The organism is Castellaniella sp. GW247-6E4 (assembly GCF_040276065.1).
Lineage (GTDB): Bacteria > Pseudomonadota > Gammaproteobacteria > Burkholderiales > Burkholderiaceae_B > Castellaniella.
Genome location: NZ_JBELOI010000002.1, coordinates 305,597 through 323,255 on the forward strand (window position 1 = coordinate 305,597; position 17,659 = coordinate 323,255).

The 17,659-nt window shown below is 64.2% G+C and carries 13 protein-coding genes; 9 read left to right on the forward strand and 4 right to left on the reverse strand.

Annotation, left to right across the window (positions count from 1 at the left end; translation table 11 throughout):
* The first annotated feature begins 14 nt into the window (after positions 1-14).
* From ABS761_RS04570 to ABS761_RS04590, 5 genes are all read left to right on the forward strand, one after another.
* Positions 15-1,325, forward strand: coding sequence for a TRAP transporter large permease (locus ABS761_RS04570; protein ID WP_350406910.1), 1,311 nt, complete (start codon positions 15-17; stop codon positions 1,323-1,325).
* Between the two features lie 28 nt (positions 1,326-1,353).
* Positions 1,354-2,181: an alpha/beta fold hydrolase gene (locus ABS761_RS04575; protein ID WP_350406911.1), complete on the forward strand. Its 828-nt coding sequence runs from the start codon at positions 1,354-1,356 to the stop codon at positions 2,179-2,181.
* Between the two features lie 214 nt (positions 2,182-2,395).
* Entirely contained in the window at positions 2,396-5,359 is a 2,964-nt protein-coding gene (locus ABS761_RS04580) for a S8 family serine peptidase (protein ID WP_350406912.1), read from the forward strand.
* Between the two features lie 68 nt (positions 5,360-5,427).
* Positions 5,428-7,062 carry a hypothetical protein gene (locus tag ABS761_RS04585; protein ID WP_350406913.1) on the forward strand — a complete coding sequence of 545 codons (1,635 nt, stop codon included), beginning with the start codon at positions 5,428-5,430 and terminating at the stop codon, positions 7,060-7,062.
* A gap of 10 nt (positions 7,063-7,072) precedes the next feature.
* Positions 7,073-7,609, forward strand: a complete 537-nt coding sequence (locus tag ABS761_RS04590; RefSeq protein ID WP_350406914.1) for a hypothetical protein — start codon at positions 7,073-7,075, stop codon at positions 7,607-7,609.
* Positions 7,610-7,645: 36 nt separating this feature from the next.
* Here ABS761_RS04590 and ABS761_RS04595 read toward each other — a convergent pair whose 3' ends face one another.
* From ABS761_RS04595 to ABS761_RS04605, 3 genes are all read right to left on the reverse strand, one after another.
* A complete protein-coding gene (locus tag ABS761_RS04595; protein WP_350406915.1) occupies positions 7,646-8,824 on the reverse strand; it encodes a class I SAM-dependent methyltransferase in 1,179 nt (392 codons plus the stop codon).
* 97 nt (positions 8,825-8,921) lie between these two features.
* Positions 8,922-10,397, reverse strand: a complete 1,476-nt coding sequence (locus tag ABS761_RS04600) for a DEAD/DEAH box helicase (protein ID WP_350406917.1) — start codon at positions 10,395-10,397, stop codon at positions 8,922-8,924.
* Between the two features lie 293 nt (positions 10,398-10,690).
* A complete protein-coding gene (locus ABS761_RS04605) occupies positions 10,691-11,170 on the reverse strand; it encodes an Lrp/AsnC family transcriptional regulator (RefSeq protein WP_350406918.1) in 480 nt (159 codons plus the stop codon).
* Positions 11,171-11,374: 204 nt separating this feature from the next.
* On the opposite strand from ABS761_RS04605, the gene glmS reads away from it, so the two are divergent.
* The gene (gene glmS / locus ABS761_RS04610; RefSeq protein WP_350406919.1) at positions 11,375-13,207 is read left to right on the forward strand and encodes a glutamine--fructose-6-phosphate transaminase (isomerizing); all 1,833 of its coding nucleotides are present in this window, start codon (positions 11,375-11,377) and stop codon (positions 13,205-13,207) included.
* A 4-nt stretch (positions 13,208-13,211) separates the two neighbouring features.
* Here glmS and ABS761_RS04615 read toward each other — a convergent pair whose 3' ends face one another.
* The gene (locus tag ABS761_RS04615) at positions 13,212-13,925 is read right to left on the reverse strand and encodes a GntR family transcriptional regulator (protein WP_350406920.1); all 714 of its coding nucleotides are present in this window, start codon (positions 13,923-13,925) and stop codon (positions 13,212-13,214) included.
* 100 nt (positions 13,926-14,025) lie between these two features.
* Here ABS761_RS04615 and kce point away from each other — a divergent pair, with 100 nt between their 5' ends.
* From kce to ABS761_RS04630, 3 genes are read left to right on the forward strand one after another with little or no spacing between them, the layout of a single operon-like run.
* Positions 14,026-14,958, forward strand: a complete 933-nt coding sequence (gene kce / locus ABS761_RS04620) for a 3,5-dioxohexanoate:acetyl-CoA acetone transferase (protein WP_350406921.1) — start codon at positions 14,026-14,028, stop codon at positions 14,956-14,958.
* A gap of 43 nt (positions 14,959-15,001) precedes the next feature.
* Positions 15,002-16,345: an aminotransferase family protein gene (locus ABS761_RS04625; RefSeq protein WP_350406922.1), complete on the forward strand. Its 1,344-nt coding sequence runs from the start codon at positions 15,002-15,004 to the stop codon at positions 16,343-16,345.
* A gap of 44 nt (positions 16,346-16,389) precedes the next feature.
* Entirely contained in the window at positions 16,390-17,613 is a 1,224-nt protein-coding gene (locus tag ABS761_RS04630) for an ABC transporter permease (protein WP_350406923.1), read from the forward strand.
* Positions 17,614-17,659: the final 46 nt, after the last annotated feature.

Genomic DNA, 17,659 nt, shown 5'->3' on the forward strand with positions numbered 1-17,659 from the left:
GTAAGGAGGAGATTATGAATGAAACGCTGATTGCATGCATGCTGATAGTGATGCTATTTGGTCTTTTATTCAGCGGGCTTTGGGTTGCGTTTTCGCTTATTGCAATTACCGTGGTCACGCTGCTTTTTTATAGCGACTGGTCAACCATTGGGTCGATCATGGCTACCGCAACGTGGGGAACGAGTGCTCATTGGACGTTGACGGCGCTGCCATTGTTTATCTGGATGGGAGAGATCCTTTACCGGACACATTTGTCGGATGATTTGTTCCACGGACTCGCCCCGTGGGTCGAGCGCTTGCCAGGCAGGCTCTTGCACGTCAATGTATTGGGCTGCGGGGTTTTTGCCGCGGTATCCGGCTCGTCAACCGCCACGTGCGCGACCGTCGGCAAGATTGCCTTGCCCGAGCTCTCAGGCAGGAATTATCCGAGAAGCATCGCCGTCGGATCGCTGGCGGCCTCGGGCTCGCTAGGCATCTTGATTCCACCATCGATCATCATGATCGTTTATGGCGGGGCGGCCGATGTATCCGTGGCGCAGCTATTCATCGCTGGCGTATTGCCGGGATTATTGTTGATGGCGATGTTCTCGGGCTATATCGGCGCCTATAGTTTGATCCGGCCAGGCGCCATTCCAAAAGCCGAGCGGCGGACCCAGACATTCACAGAGATGCTCAAAGCCAGCAGGCGGATGATTCCGGTCGTCCTTTTGATCGGTTTCGTGATTGGTTCGATCTATGCGGGTCTTGCCACGCCCACCGAGGCGGCGGGAATAGGGGTGTTCGGGGCCTTGATCCTTTCGGCATTCTATCGCGTACTGACCTGGGACTCGTTCAAGCAGAGTCTGGTCGGTGCGACAATGACCTCATGCATGATTGCGTTCATTATGGCCGCCGCCGCAATGCTCTCGGTCGCGATGGGTTTCGCGGGCATTCCGCGCGCAGTGGCTGAAGCCTTGACTGCGATGCAGCTGTCGCCTTACCTGTTTTTGCTCGGGCTTGCGGCTTTACTGATTATCCTCGGTTGTTTTCTCGATGGCATTTCGATCGTTCTCCTGACAACGGCGGTATTGATACCCGCAGTGCGCGCGTACGGCTTCGACATGGTTTGGTTCGGGGTTTTTCTGATTATCGCCATAGAGATTTCGATGATCACGCCGCCCGTCGGGTTCAACCTGTTCGTGGTGCAGGATCTTACCAAGATGGATCCGTTCTCTATTGCCAAGGCGTCGCTCCCGTTTTTCTTCGTCATGCTTATTAGCATCGTTTTGCTGACCGTCTATCCAGAAATTGCCACGTATCTACCCAGCAAGGTCATATTGCGGTGAGCATCCGCGCTTACGGTTGTGTATTGTGATGAATATTAACCACAGAGATGTCGAGTTGAGTGGGGGGGGCCTTCATTATGTTGAGGGTGGCCCTCGATCCCAGGGCCGAATCCTGCTGCTGCATGGCGGATATGGGGGCTGGACTCATTGGGTAGCCAATCTCGAGCCTCTCTGCGCGCATCGGCATGTCCTTGCCGTCGATATGCCGGGTTTTGGCCATTCATATGATCCCGGCAGGTGCTTGGAGCCCGCGGAGCATGCCGAGGTTATCGCGGAGCTATTGGATAAGATCGAGATCAATGACGTTACGGTCGTGGGGTTTTCCTTCGGATCCCTGGTGGCCACGACACTGGCCCTTGAGCGTCCAGACTTGGTGGGTTCCCTCGTTTTGGTGAATCCGCCGGGTGTCGGCGCGCGTTCCGCGGACGCATTGGCCATACCGGCCCGGGTGTCGGCGATCACGCGTGCGCATGGCCGGCGGGAGGGGATCGCCGCCAATCTGCGCGAATTGATGCTCTGCCATTGGGAATTGATCGATACGGCCTTGATCGACCTTGTCAGTGATAGCGTTGCACGCACACGGTATGTGACCCGAGGCATTTCGCAGCAGTCGCAAACTTTGCAGCTGCTTGGACGAGTCACGCAGGGGGTCAAGGTCCTGATCGGAGAGCGGGACCCTTTTCATAGCAATGATCTGCCGGGGAGGGTGCTTGCCATTGATGAGGTGCTTGGCAGAGGCGCCGCCGATATCGTGCCGGATGCTGCGCATTGGTTGCAGTATGACCGGCCGGATAGATTCAACGAGGTTTTGCTCGAGCTGACGTCAGTCGACATCAAGATGCGATCCAGCGGCTGACACGCGGGCTCGGCCTGGCGGCTGCGCAAGGCTCCCGCGGCGGATTGGATTGGCATTCAATGCGCCTATTGACCCCAGGGGATTGTTTAAGTACAAAGCGAGTACAAAAGATACATCTATTTTCATCTTGGAGGCTCGCTTGCCACGTGGACGCCGGTTTAACCAACGCCCCATGACAATTCGACGATCTCAAGCTGCGGTGGCCGAAAGGCCGATGCGCCTGCTGCGTCCCCTGGCCTTGCTGCTGCTGTCCCTGGGGGTCTGCGTCCCAGCGGCGGCCGCGCCCGGCGACCTGATTGTCGATCCCGAGAGTTTCGTAGATACTGAGTTCCGGCGCAGCGGTGCCCTCGATCTGATCCGCGCGCAGTACGCCTATGCGCGCGGCTATACCGGCAAGGGGGTGCTGGTGGCGGTGCTGGACTCGGGGCTGTATGCGCAGCATCCCGAATTCATGGGCCGCGTCGCCGGGGGCTGGAACTTCCGCCCCGACCAGCAGCCCTGGGATTACGCGGATACCGAGCTGGATGACGAGCCCCCCCACTGGATCGAGGGCCACGGCACCCATGTGGCGGGCATCATCGGGGCGGCCCGCGACGGCGTGCAGATGCACGGCGTCGCCTACGAGGCGAGCCTGCTGGGCGTGCGCACGGATTTCGATCGCGATGGGCCCGCCTTCGATTACGCGATCCGGGCGGGCGCGCAAGTCCTCAACGGCAGCTATGGCCCCAGCGGCATGCCGCCGATGTCGATGCCCAACCCCGCTGATCCCGGCGGCCCGGCCATCCCCAACCCCAAGTTTCCGAGCGATCCGGGCTCGGACTTGCTGAAATACCAGAACGTCCCGATCAAAGACCTGCAGGCCCAGGCGGATATGCTGAGGCGCGCGGCGGCGGCCGACATCGTCATGGTGTTTGCCGCCGGCAACGATTACGAGAACTATTCGAGCCAGGCGTCCCACGTGTCTGGCTACGGCATGTACCACTTGATCACGCCGGATTTCTTTTTGACGCCGCCCGTGGGCGTCGACCCGATGTTCCGCTTCTGGGACATGGCGGCGACGCCGGACCTCTACGATCCGGCCACGTACGTGATCGTGGACTTTACGGATGACCGGGTCAGGAGTCTGGATTTCTCGGACCTGGGCGGGTCTATGCTGTCGGTGGTGGCGGTGGGGCCGGGCGGCGGGATCGCCAGCTATAGCAACCGCTGCGGCCAGGCGGCGATGTGGTGCCTGGCCGCGCCGGGCGGTGACGGCGGCGGCCCCGATGCGCCGATTTATTCCACCAACCCCGACCCGCGCCACGGATACTACGTCAAGATGGACGGCACGTCGATGGCCTCGCCGGTGGTGGCGGGCGCGGCGGCCGTACTGCGGCAGGCCTTCCCCTATATGAGTGCGCGCCAGATCATCGAGGTGATCCTGACGACGACCAACGACGGCGGGATTTACGCCGACGAGACGGTCTATGGGCGCGGACTGCTGGATCTGGGCGCGGCGGTCGGAGGGCCGGGCGAGTTCGGTGCCGACGGCTTTGCCAAGGTGTTCCGGGCCGACACCAAGGGGTTCGATTCGCAGTTCAGCAACGACATCGAGGGCGACGGCGGACTGGTCAAGGCGGGTGCGGGCACGCTGATCCTCAGCGGCCGCAATACCTACACCGGCGCGACGGTGATCGAGGGCGGGCGTCTGGCGGTCAATGGGGACACCTCGGCGTCGTCGTTCACGGTCGAGGCCGGGGGGACATTGGGCGGGCGCGGCCGAGTGGGTTCGACCGAGGTCTACGGCCGCCTGGCGCCAGGAAATTCGATCGATACGCTGACGGTCGTGGGCGACTACACGCAGCACCCGGGCTCGGTGCTCGAAATCGAGGTCGATGCCGCGGGCAACTCGGACCGGCTCGACGTAGTGGGCAATGCCGACCTGCGGGGCGGCGAGGTCGAGTTGCTGGGGCTCTCGGGCGGAGTGCTGGGCCGCGAATACGCGTTCATGACGGTGGCCGGCGTGATTGGTGGTCCGGGGTTTGCCGGGGTGCGCGACGATTATCTGTTTGCGGACCTGCGGCTGGTGCCCACCGGCACGGGCTTTCGTCTGGCCGTCGACCGCAGCGCGACGACCTTCGCCGCCCTGGGCAACACCGGGAATCAGCGCAGCGCGGCACAGGCGATCGAGGGGCTGGGCGCAGGGGCGACGCCCTACGAGGCCCTGATCGGCCTGCGGGATCCGACGCAGGCGCCGGGGCTGTACGATCAGTTTTCGGGCGAACTGCACGCGACGGCGCGCTCGATGCTGCAGGCCGATGCGGGAATGGTGCGCGCCGGGGTGATGGGGCGCCTGGCGATGCAAAGCCAGGCCGGGCCGGCGGCGGGATCCGGCTTGTGGGGCCATGCGATGACGGCATGGGGCCGGTATGACGGGGCTGGCGTGTCGCAGGATGCGAGCCGTTTCGGTTCCGGTTTCATGATCGGCCGGGACCTCGAGTGGACGCAGGGGCTGAGCGCGGGACTGGCGGTGGGCTACACGCGCTCGCGGGTGCGCGCCGAGCTGGACAATGAGGCGACGCTTGATGGCTATCACGTGCTGGCGTACGGCGCGGCGGGCAGCGGACCCTGGCGCTTGCGCGGCGGCGCGGGGTATTCCTGGTTCACCGTGGACACGCGCCGCGACATCGATGCGGGGGGCCTGGGCCGGCAGACGGCGCGCTACGGCGCATGGGCGACACAGATGTTTGCCGAGGGCGGGTATGCCTTGCCCGTTGGCTCCGCCCTGGTCGAGCCCTATGTCGGTGTTTCGCAGGTGTGGCAGGGGGCCGAGGGTTTTGCCGAGGACGGCGCTTCGCCGCTGTCGGGGCGCTCGGGGCAGGACGCCTTCACTCGGTCGGCGTTGGGCGCACGCGGGTATTGGCGGATCGAGACCACCTCGGGCGAGCTGCAATTGATGGCCGGCCTGGCCTGGCAACATGCGTACGGGGATCTGTCGCCGCGCGCGCGGTTGGCATATGTCGGTGGAGCGGACTACGAGCTCTCGGGTGTGCCGCAGGCGCGCGACGCGCTGCAGGTGGAGGTCAAGGCCAGCCTGGCGCGCACGCGCACGGCGCGTCTGGAGCTCGGCTACCTGGGTACGATCGGCGGCGGGACGCAGGCGCACGGGCTGCGCCTTCAGGCCAGCTACCGGTTCTGAGCGCCATTCCCATAGAGACGATGACTGTCAAAGATCCCTTGGGCCATGCGGCCGATTGGAGATGCCCGATGCCTGGATTGCGTGTGATGATGCTCATGGCCCTTGCCCTGTCGATGGTGCTGGCCGGTTGCGACGGCTCCGGCGGCTCGGGCGGGGGCGATACGGTTCCCGGCCCGAATGTACGGCTCAGCGGTCGGGTCACCTACGATTTCGTGCCAGTGGCCGCGACCCTCGCTGGTCCGGGTGCCTATCTCGACTATGCCGGCACCGCCGCCCTGCCCGCGCGCGGGGTGCAGGTTGCCGCCATCGCCGACGATGGCCGCGAACTGGCCTCGGGCAGCACCGATGCCGATGGCGGCTATACTCTGAGCGTACCCAAGAACACTCGTGTGCGCGTGCGCGCCATCGCCCGCCTGTTCCGGGCGCCCGGCGATGGCGCCAGTTGGGATTTTTCGATACGCGACAACACCTCGCCGGGCTATGCCGGCGATGCCGCATCGATCTATGCGGTGCAGGGCGACGCTTTCGAGCTCGGCGCGACCCATCTGTCGCGCAATCTGCATGCGGCCTCCGGGTGGACCGGCGCCGGATACGGGGAGGTGCGGGCGGCTGCGCCGTTCGCCATCCTCGACCAGATCTTCTCCGCTACGCAAAAGGTCCTAGCCGTTGACGATACTGCGGTCTTTGCACCTATGAATACCTACTGGAGCATTCACAATTTGCCGTCCAATGGTGACAAGGCCATCGGCGAGATCAGCACCAGCCACTGGGATGTCGAGGGCCCCCAAGCGGGACTCTACATCCTTGGAAAGGAAAATGACGACACCGATGAATACGATACGGGCGTCATCGTGCACGAATGGGGGCACTATTTCGAATCGAAATTTTCGCGGGCCGACAGCCTCGGAGGGGAACATGGCGGCGGGGAGCGGCTGGACATGCGCCTGGCGTTCGGCGAGGCCTGGGGCAATGCGCTGGCGGGCATGGTGCGCGACGATCCGATCTATGCCGATACCATGGGCATTCAGCAAAGTATCGCCGGCGTCGTGATGGATCTGAACGCGATTCCCGGCACTGAGCCACGCGGTTGGTTCAACGAGGCCTCGGTGCAGCATGTGCTCTACCAGATGTATAAATTACCGTCGATCGGCTTCGGGCCGATCTATGAAGTGATGGTCGGGCCGCAAAAGAACACCCTGGCGTTCACCAGCCTGTTCTCGTTTGCCACCTATCTGCGTGACAGCGTCGTCGCGGCCCAGGGCCAGATCGACGTGTGGTTGGACGGTATCAATACCCTCAATGGGCCTGGCCTGAATATCTGGGGCTCCGGTCAACTCTACCCTCCTCCTCCCGGTTTGCCAGCGGGGTATGAGACGATCATCCTGCCGGTTTACCAGGATCTGACGGTGGGCGTGGGCACGAACGTGTGCGGGACCGATGACTTCGGTTCCACCGATGAGGCCAAGCTGGGCAATTACCAGTTCCTGCGCCTGAATATTCCGGTGGATGGCAATTACACTCTATCCCTGGCGCCGGATGATCCAGGTGATAAGAGCGAGGCGATTCTGTATTCCGGTGGCCAGAGGGTTGCAGCTGTCGAGGAGGGGGGCCTGGTTCCCGTCGCCCTGAAGTCGGGGACCTATACTGTGTCGGTGAAGGGCGATCCGCTGAAAGCCTGCCGAACCATTACCGTGAATCATTGAAGGGTTCGCCATGAAAATCCAGCACCTGATGGCCGCAATCACCTTAGTCGCATGGGCGGGCATCGCTCAGGGTGCTGATCGCACGCATGCCATCACCCCCAAGCCCGGCGCGGCGGTGTCGGTGCAACTCACCAATGACGGACAACTGTCTACCGGCGTCCAGACGCGGCTCGACTTGCGGTTTGCCGGCAAGCCAGACAGCGTGATGACCGTCGAATACCGAACCGAAAATGGCCTGTTGCTGCGGTCGTCGCCGACGGTGCAACTGCGCAGCGACCTGCGGGGCCTAGCCACCGATGCGCCGATGGTCGAGGCCGTCACTGACGGCATTCATTATCTGCATGTCTCTATCACGCTGGGCGACCGGCGTCGGGTGGTGTCGATCCGCGTGACAGCCAATGCGGGAGGGGCGGGCCCGACGCGCAAGCTGAGCGGTCCACAGCTTCGGCCCCTGGTTTCACCGGGTGAGCCAGGCGTGAACGCGCAAGGGGATCCCTTGGTCATCCTGCCTGCGGCCAGATCCCCGTCGTTCGAGCCACCGCGCTGAGGGCTCGTGCCCTGTATGGATAAACCGTACAGGACGCTAGAGCCGGCCGCGTCGATCCCCGCGCGCAAAACCCAGCAGCGGACCGTCCAGGCCACGGCCAATGGCGAGGACCTTGAACAATTCGCCCATCTCGGCCTCGGACGCCAGGGTGTTGACCGTGGCCAGCGTCCGTGCGCGTGTCGCCGGATCCCCGTCCGGCGCCGGGATTAAACCGGCCAGGCCCGCGTTCATCAGGAAGCGAGCCTGGGACGTATAGCCCAGCACATCCAGTCCACCCGCCAGCGCCGCGTCGGCCATGGCGGTGAAATCCACGTGGGTGGTGATGTCCTGCAGGCCCGCAAGAATCAGCGCCTGGTCATGCGCATGATGGCGGAAATGGCACATCAAGGTCCCCTGGGCGCGTTGTGGGTGGTAGAACTCGCCCTGCGGGAATCCATAATCGATGAGCAGCGCCGCGCCGCGATCCAGCCACTGGCCCATGTGCTGGATCCAGGCCTCGGCCTGCCGGTTGATCTCGGTGCGATAGCCCGGTAGCGGCGGCATGCGTTCGGCGAGGCGGTCGGCCAGATCAGCCGGGGCCGGGCGTGCCTCCCAGCGAAACGGGCTGGGCGCGGCGGGCCGTTCGTCCAGGCCCACGCCCAGGACCTCGACGGCGCCCTCGGCGTTCCAGCACAGCAGGGCGGCCGGCATGGCGTCCAGGACCTCGTTGGCGATGACGCAGCCGCTGAAATTTCCGGGCAGGGCGTCCAACCACCGAACGGCGCCGCCCCAGGGCGCGAGCCTCTCGGCCTGGCGCGCCCGCAGGTCGGCCGAGAGTTCGAGGATGCAGTAGTCGACCGCCAGGCCCAGATCGCTCAGGGCGGGAATGAGGGATGCCGCCAGGGCGCCGGAGCCTGCGCCAAACTCCAGGACCATGGCGCTGTCGGCGGCCCTCAGGATCTGCGCCACCTGGCGGGCCAGCACTTGACCGAACAGCGGGCCGGTTTCCGGTGCCGTGGTGAAGTCCCCAGGCCCGCCGAGCTTGGCGCTGCCCGCGCTGTAGTATCCCAGGCCCGGCGTGTAGAGGGCGGCATGCATCCAGTCCTCGAACGGCAGCCAACCCTCGGCCGCCTGGATTCGTGCGCGCAGCATGGCCTGGACGCGCAGGCCATGGGCGCGCGCGTCCTCGTCGGGGGCCGGCAGGCCGGCGGGGAAATATATGGAAGGCGGGACCATGATGGGCGACAGGATATCAGGCCCCGTTCATGCCGCGCCAGCGCCCCATGCTCGATCGGGCCGGGCCGGCATCGGTGCGCGGCCGGTAGTGCTCGGCTCAGGCAAAGCGCGGACGCTGCGAGGGTTTGGCGTCATTGCGGCGCGCTGCGCGCTTGAAGGCGGACTTGGCGCCCACCTTGCCGGCGGCCTCGTCCTTGCGTCCCGCGAAAGCCGGGCGCTCGGGCCGGGCATGTTCCGCGCGGGCGCCCGCGGGCTTGTCCTGTTGCCACGGCTTGCGAGCGTGGCCAGGTTCGGAGGATGCCGCCGCGTCCTTGTGCCAGGGCTTGCGCGCGCGAGGGGTGCCATCGGCCGCGTGTCCGGCATTCTTATGCCAGGGCTTGCCGCCTTGCGGGCGGGCGTTCCGGGGCTTGTCGCGGTAGGTCGGGCGCACGGCGCGGGTGGGCTCCAGGCCCGGGATGGTTTCCGTGGGGATGGACTGGCCGATGAAATGCTCGATGCGGCGCACCTTGTGGCGCTCGGCATGGACGGCGAGGGTGATGGCCTGGCCGTCGCGGCCCGCGCGCCCCGTGCGGCCGATGCGGTGGACGTAGTCCTCGGCCTGCATGGGCAGGTCGTAGTTGAAGGCGTGGCTGATGGTCTGCACGTCGATGCCGCGCGCGGCGACGTCGGTGGCCACCAGCACCTGCACCCGGCCCTTTTGCAGCATGCCCAATGTGCGCGTGCGCTGGCGCTGGTTCATGTCGCCGTGCAAGGCGGCCGCGGCAAAGCCATTCTCGCTCAGGTGATCGGCCAGATCGTCGGCGCCGCGCTTGGTCGAGGTGAAGACAATGGCCTGATCCAGCTCGGTATCGCGCAGCAGGTGGTCCAGCAGGCGCAGCTTGTGCGCCTTGTCGTCGGCGTACAGCAGGTGCTGGGTGATGTTGGCGTGTCGTTGGTGCGCGTGCGAGATCTCGATGCGCTGGGGGTTGCGCATCATGCCGGCGGCGAGCTTGGCCACGGTGCCGTCCAGGGTGGCCGAGAACAGCAGGGTCTGGCGCTCGGCGCCGATGCGCGCGACGATGGCCTCGATGTCCTCGATGAAGCCCATGTCCAGCATCCGGTCGGCCTCGTCCAGAATCAGGGTATGGACGGTCGACAGATTCACTCGCTTGGCCTGGAGGTGGTCGATCAGTCGGCCGGGGGTTGCGACCAGCACATCCACCCGGCGGCCCAGCGCCTTGATCTGCGCGCCATAGGGCATGCCGCCCACTACGGTCGCCACGCGCAGGCCCTCGATGTGGCGGCCATAGCTTGCAGAGGCGTCGGCCACCTGCATCGCCAACTCGCGCGTCGGCGTCAGGACCAGGACCTGCACGCCGCGGCCGCCCTGAGCGGGGCGGTGTGACAGGCGTTCGAGGGCCGGCAGCATGAAGGCGGCGGTCTTGCCGCTGCCGGTTTGTGAGGACACCATCAGATCGCGGCCGGCGAGGGCTTGCGGTATGGCGGCCGCCTGCACGGACGTCGGGGTGTCGAAGCCTTCCGCCCGCAAGGCGGAAAGCAGGGCGGGGCCGAGGCCCAGGGTTTCAAAAGACATACGAATCCTCGTGCCATGCAGGGCATGGCAAACACGCGCGAGGGATATGGAGTGGTCGCCTCGAGCAGGTTGATGGAGCATCGTGCCGACCGGATCAACCTACTCATAGCGCAACGCGCGAAGGGCGCGGGCGCGACACAAAGGCCAGGGGGTCAGGAAGCGATGATGGGCGGCATGGAATCGGCGTGAATCTGAGGTGCCGAGGGGCTGCGGGTGGGGCCGATCACGGCGCCCGGATGCCGCCACAAGAGTCTTGCAGCGGGGGCAGTATAACCCAGGGATAACCCTTGGTCTCAGGAAATGGCGCAACGAGTGTCAAATTTACCGCGCGCTGTGGCAAAGAAGCTGCGCACATTGCGCACTCGGGCATCGCTCGTGAAGGCGCGCCGGGCGAGCGCCTGGTAGGCCGCCATGTCGGCGAGCTGCGCCACGAGGATGAAATCGGGCCCGCTGCTGACACGGTAGCATTGGGCGATCGCCGGGTCGGCGATGAGGTGGGCTTCGAAATCATCCAGATGCTCGACCGCCTGAGTGTCCAGAGTGATTTCGATGATGGCGGTCAGGCCCGCGCCTACCGAGGCGGGGTTCAGGATGGCCACTTGGCGCTCGATGACGCCGCCCTCGATCAGTCGGCGCACGCGGCGCAGGCACGTGGGGGGCGAGGCATGGACGCGCTGGGCGAGGGCCTGGTTGCTAAGGCTGCAGTCCCGCTGCAACTGCTCGAGGATGCGCAGGTCCAGTTCGTCGAATTCCAATGCGGGAGGCGGCAGCATGGCTGAGATCTCTAGAGTGAAACAGTTTTAGCAAGGTGGAATTTAATCGGATAATTATTCCAATAATTAATTTTATAAGAAATATTATTTCTTTCCTAGTAATGTATAACTCATAATTTCATTAATCAGTGCAACTAGAAATCAAATTTCATCTTGACTGGCTCAAAATAGCACTCATCATTCCAGTCGAACAGAGGTGCTTTCATGTGCGGCATTGTGGGCGCTGTGGCGCAAGACAATATCGTTCCCGTCCTGCTCGAGGGCCTGCGGCGTCTCGAATATCGTGGTTATGACTCCTGCGGGGTGGCGGTGCATACCGGCACGGGCCTGCGGCGCGTGCGCAGCACGCAACGCGTGGCCGAGCTCATCGCCGAGGCGGCCCGGGACGACTTGCAGGGCCTGACCGGTATCGCGCATACGCGCTGGGCCACGCATGGCGCGCCCCTCACGCATAACGCCCACCCGCATTTCTCGGGCCCCCCGCAAGGCGCCGCGCGCATCGCGCTGGTGCATAACGGTATCATCGAGAACCACGATACCCTGCGCGCCGAGCTGCAGGCGGCCGGCTACAGGTTCGAGAGCCAGACCGACACCGAGGTGATCGCCCACTTGGTCGATCACCTCTACGACGGGGACCTGTTCGCCGCCGTGCAGCAGGCCGCGCGTCGGCTGGAGGGCGCCTACGCCATTGCCGTGTTCTGCGCCGAGGAGCCGCATCGCGTGGTGGGCGCGCGGCAGGGATCGCCCTTGGTGGTGGGGCGCGGCGCCGCTGGCAATTACCTGGCCTCGGACGCCTTGGCCCTGGCGGGCACTACTGACCAGATCATGTATCTCGAGGACGGCGATGTCGTCGATCTGCAGCTCGCGCGGGTCTGGGTCGCGGATGGCGAGGGCCGCTCGGTCGAGCGCGCCGTCCACACGGTCCACGTGCACACCGGCGAGGCCGAGCTCGGCCCCTACCGGCACTTCATGCAAAAAGAAATCTTCGAACAGCCACGGGCCGTTGGCGATACGCTGCAGGACATCGATTCGATCATGCCCGAGCTGTTCGGCGATGGCGCCCACAGGGTCTTTCAGACCATCGACCGCGTCCTGATCCTTGCGTGCGGGACCAGCTACTACGCCGGCCTGACGGCGCGCTATTGGATCGAGTCTATGGCGGGCGTCCCGGTCAATGTCGAGATCGCCAGCGAGTACCGCTATCGCACCAGCGTGCCGGACCCGCGCACCCTGGTCGTGACCATCTCGCAGTCGGGCGAGACCGCCGATACCCTGGCGGCGCTGAAGCACGCCCGCAGCCTGGGCATGACGCACACGCTGACCATTTGCAATGTGGCGACCAGCGCCATGGTTCGAGAATGCCGGCTGGCCTTCATCACCCGGGCGGGCGTCGAGATCGGCGTGGCCTCTACCAAGGCCTTCACCACGCAGTTGACGGCCCTGTACCTGCTGACGCTTGCCCTCGCGCAGGTGCGCGGCGGCCTGGATCCCGCCGCCGAGGCGCAGGCCATCAAGGCGTTGCGGCACCTGCCCGCGGCCATTTCCGCCGTACTCGCCCTCGAGCCCCAGATCATGGCATGGGCCGACCGCTTTGCCAGCAAAGAGAACGCCTTGTTCCTCGGGCGCGGGATGCACTATCCCATCGCGCTCGAAGGCGCGCTGAAGCTCAAGGAAATCAGCTATATCCATGCCGAGGCCTACCCGGCCGGCGAGCTCAAGCACGGTCCGCTGGCACTGGTGACCGATGCCATGCCGGTCATCACGATCGCGCCGCACGACGAACTGCTGGAAAAGCTGAAATCCAATATGCAGGAAGTCCGCGCACGCGGCGGCGAGCTCTATGTGTTCGCCGACGCGGATTCCCTGATCGCCAGCGCCGAGGGCATCCACGTCATCCGCATGCCCGAGCATTACGGCAGGCTGTCGCCGATCCTGCACACCGTGCCGCTGCAGTTGCTGGCCTACCACACGGCCTGTGCCCGCGGCACCGACGTCGACAAGCCGCGCAACCTGGCAAAGAGCGTGACGGTGGAGTAGTCCGTCAGACGTCTGTCCGCGCGTATTGCTTGGCCATGATATGCCGGTAGGCGCTCTGGATGTCCTGCCACAGGGCGTCGCGCGCGCCGACTGCGTCCCCGGCCTCGAGGGCGTCGATCATATGTGCGTGGTGATTGACGGCGATGCGGTCGCGCGTCCGCTCGGACCCCACCCTCAGGTCGTAGTTCAGGACCGGGCCGATGCGCAGCCACAGGATCTCGATGATCTTGAGCAGCATGGGCATGCCCGCGGCCTCGTAGACTTGAAAATGCAGGGACTTGTTCAGCAGGATGGCCTGGGCCAAGCTGTCACCGCCTTCCCCCATGCGCATCGACAGGGCGTCGTTGAGCTCGCGCAAGTCGCATAGCAGCGCCGGCGTGACGTGCTGGGCGGCCTGCTCCACCGCGTAGCCCTCGACGTGTAGGCGGATTTTCGTGATTTCTTCGAACTGCTTTGCCGTCATGACCGGCACGCACACGGAGCGGTTGGGCGTGACTTCGAGCGCCTGATCGGCTACGAGCTGGTAGACCGCTTCGCGCACGGGCATCATGCTGACGCCCATCGCCTCGGCCAAGGAGCGTAGGGACAGGGACTCGCCCGGCTGCGACTGCCCTGTCAGCAGCAACTCCTTGATCTGGCCAAGGACGTTCGCCCCCAGGGTCTCTGGCCGCGGTGCCGGTTTGAGCGGAATGGGCATGGTGTTCGTCTCTTTTTTCATTAGGGTAATCACCATGTGTGATCTGTGATCACAAATGCTTAAGATGATGTCTGTATTCGGTACTGTACGTCAACCGCTTTTTGTATGAGCAAGGAAAGACATGGCGAGCAAGAGAAAGGCCATTATCACCTGCGCCGTCACGGGTGCCATCCATACCCCCAGCATGTCGCCTCATTTGCCGGTGAGCGCGGATGAAATCGCCGAGGCGGCCATCGGTGCGGCGCAAGCCGGCGCCGCCGTCCTGCACTTGCATGCGCGCGATCCCAAGGATGGCCGGCCGTCGCAGGAGCCCGCGCTCTTTCTGCCGTTTCTGCAAAAGATCAAGGCAGCGACCGACGCCGTCATCAACCTCACGACCGGCGGCAGTCCGCACATGAGCGTCGAGGAGCGCATGCGTCCGGCCATGCATTTCAAGCCCGAGCTCGCCTCGCTGAACATGGGGTCGATGAATTTCGGCCTGTTTCCGATGCTGGATCGGTTCAAGACCTTTCAGCATGACTGGGAGCGCCAGCATCTCGAAAACAGCCGAGACCTCGTGTTCAAGAACACCTACAAGGATATCGAGGCGATCCTGCGCATGGGAGCCGAGAACGGCACCCGTTTCGAGTTCGAATGCTATGACATCAGCCATCTCTACAACCTGGCGCATTTCATGGATCGCGGTCTCGTCCAGCGGCCGCCGTTCATCCAGTCGGTGTTCGGCATCCTCGGCGGCATCGGGCCCGATCCCGAGGACCTGATGCATATGCGCCGGACGGCGGACCGGCTGTTCGGTACCGATTACCAATGGTCGATCCTGGGCGCCGGGCGCCATCAGATCTCGCTCGCCGCCATCGGGGCGGCGATGGGGGCCAACGTGCGCGTGGGCCTCGAGGATTCGCTCTGGATCGGGCCGGGGACCCTGGCCGCGTCCAACGCCCAGCAGGTGAGCCGCATCCGTACGGTGCTCGAGGCCCTCAACCTGGAGGTGGCGACGCCCGCTGAGGCCCGCTCGATGCTACAGCTCAAGGGTGCCGAGCAGGTGGGTTTTTAGTTGTTTTTCGTGAATGACTTTTCGTGAAAGAGGCGCGAGTGCCATGAATACAAGATTGTCCGATGCCAGCCCCCATTCCCGCGTGAATAGGGCGGTGACGCCGAAACTGCCGTACGCGGACCGGGCCAAAGGGGTTTTCATCTATGACGAGGCCGGCAATGATTACCTGGATGGTTCCGCCGGGCCCATGGCGGTGTCCCTGGGGCACGGGGTTCCAGAGATCCTGGACGTCATGCGCGAGCAGGCGGAAAAGATCTGCTTCGCCTACCGGACGCAGTTCGACAGCCGCGCCAAAGAGGGTCTGATCGAGGCGCTGGTCGATTTGGCGCCCGAGGGCTTCGATTGGGCCTTCCTGGTCAACAGCGGCTCGGAGGGCACCGAGCTGGCTCTGCGCTCGGCCATCCATTATTGGGAATTCAAGGGCCGGCCCGCCAAGGTCAATGTGCTGGGGCAAAGCATCAGCTATCACGGCATGACCATGGGGTCGCTGTCCATGTCCGGTCACGCCAGCCGCCGCAAGGACTACAGCAGCCTGCTGCACGAGTTCGCCCTCGGTGTGACGCCGTATTCATTCCGCGCCAAGCAACAGTCGCAGGCCGAATATCTGCGTGAGGTCCTCGACAACTGGGAGCGCGTGCTCGCTGAAAAGGCGGATATCATCGCCGGCATCATCGTCGAGCCCGTCGTGGGCGCCGCGGGCGGCGCCTTGACGCCTCCCGATGGCTATCTGTCCGGCTTGCGGGCGCTTTGCGACAAATACGAGGTCCTGCTGATCGCCGACGAGGTCATCACGGGCCTGGGCAGGACGGGCACGTGGTTCGGGTGCGAACACGACGGAGTGGTCCCGGACATGATCGTGACGGCGAAGGGCATGAGTTCCGGCTTTACGCCGATGGGGGCCGTGCTCTACCACCATCGGGTGTCCGAGAGCTTCCGCGACGTGCAACCCCAGGGGCATACGTTCAGCGGCAATCCCTTGAGTTCCGCAGTTTGCCTGGCTGTCGTGCGCTATATGCGCAGCACGCGGATACTGGAGAACGTACGCGCCAGGGGCGAGCAACTGAAGGCGGGTCTCGAGCGCCTGTCGCAGGCCTACCCCTGGATGGCCGACGTCAGGGGGCGTGGCCTGCTGTGGGGCTTCGAGCTTCTAGCCGATCCGGAAAAACACACGCCGCCAGCCGCGGAAGTCCAGGCCAACCGGAAATTCGTCGATCATTGCTTCGCCGAGAAGCTCATCGTCTACCCGGCCGGCGTGGCGCCGTACAACAACGCAATCATCATTTCCCCTCCGCTGACGATCACGGAGCAAGAGGTCGAGGTTCTGTTGACTCGCCTCGAGGCCGGGATGCGCGGCTATTCGAAGGAGCTAGGGCCGCGAGGCTCGTGATATCCGACCGGCGACGGGTAGGAAAACAGCAGCAGGTTCTCGGCATGATGAACACGAACGGCGATTGGCGGAGACTTAAAAAAGAGCATGAAAGGGACAAGAGGAGAAAGGCCGCCGGTGCCGCCCTCCTCGTGCTGCCGGCTGTCGCGTTCGTATGCGTCACTTTTATTTCCGCGATCGCCTTCTTTTTGTTCAAGAGCGTGGACAACAGCGTGGTGCCGGACACGCTGCCCCACGCAACGGCGGCCATCCAGGGTTGGTCCGGCCAGGGCACGCCCGGCGAGGAGGTCTATACGGCGCTGTTCGAGGACCTCCGGCAGGCCAAGGGGAGCCAGGACCTGTTCGTCCTTTCGAGGCGGCTGAATTACCAGCAGCCGGGCTTGATGGCCCTGATCAACAAGACCGCGCGCAGATTGCCCGTCGAGAATCCGCAATCCTACAAAGAGGCCCTGACAGGCATCGACGCCAAGTGGGGCGAGCCGGAGGTCTGGCGGCTGATCCATCGGGAATCCTCCAGCCTGACCTCATTCTTTTTGCGCAGCACCATCGGGATGACCGGCCCCAAGTATGGTGACGTCAGCGACGCGGGCGGCACGGTCTATTCGACCACGCTGCTGAGGACATTCTGGATATCTGCGATCGTGACCGCCGTGTGCCTCGTGCTCGGATACCCGCTGGCCTATCTGCTGGCGAGCGCGCGGGGCAAGGTGCTGCGGCTGGTATTGCTGGGCCTGGTGCTCACGCCGTTCTGGACTTCCCTCCTGGTGCGCACGCTCGCCTGGATCGTCATATTTGCAAAGGACGGGATCGCCAATGCCATCCTGGCCTGGATCGGCCTCATTACCGAACCCATTTCGATGCTGTACACCCGTGGCGCCTTGTATGTCGGAATGGTGCAGATCCTCCTGCCGTTCATGGTGTTGTCGATCTATTCGGTCATGCGTGGAATCTCGCCCATCTATGCGCGCGCGGCGCTGTCGCTGGGGGCGAAGCCGCTGTACGCGTTCTATACGGTGTACCTGCCACAGACCATGCCGGGCGTGGGCGCGGGCATCGTCCTGGTCGGGGTGCTGGCTCTCGGGTTCTACATCACGCCGATGTTTCTGGGCGGGCCCCACGACCAGATGGTGAGTTATTACATCGCGTACTTCACGGATCAAAACGCCAACTGGGGGATGGCCGCATCCCTGGGGGTATGGCTGCTGGCCTTCACCCTGGTGGCATTCGCGCTGGTCAACAAGTTCGTGGGAGTGAACAAGGCCAGATGACAACCCCCCTCGTTCCCAGCGAGCACACCCAAAGGAGGACTGAAGC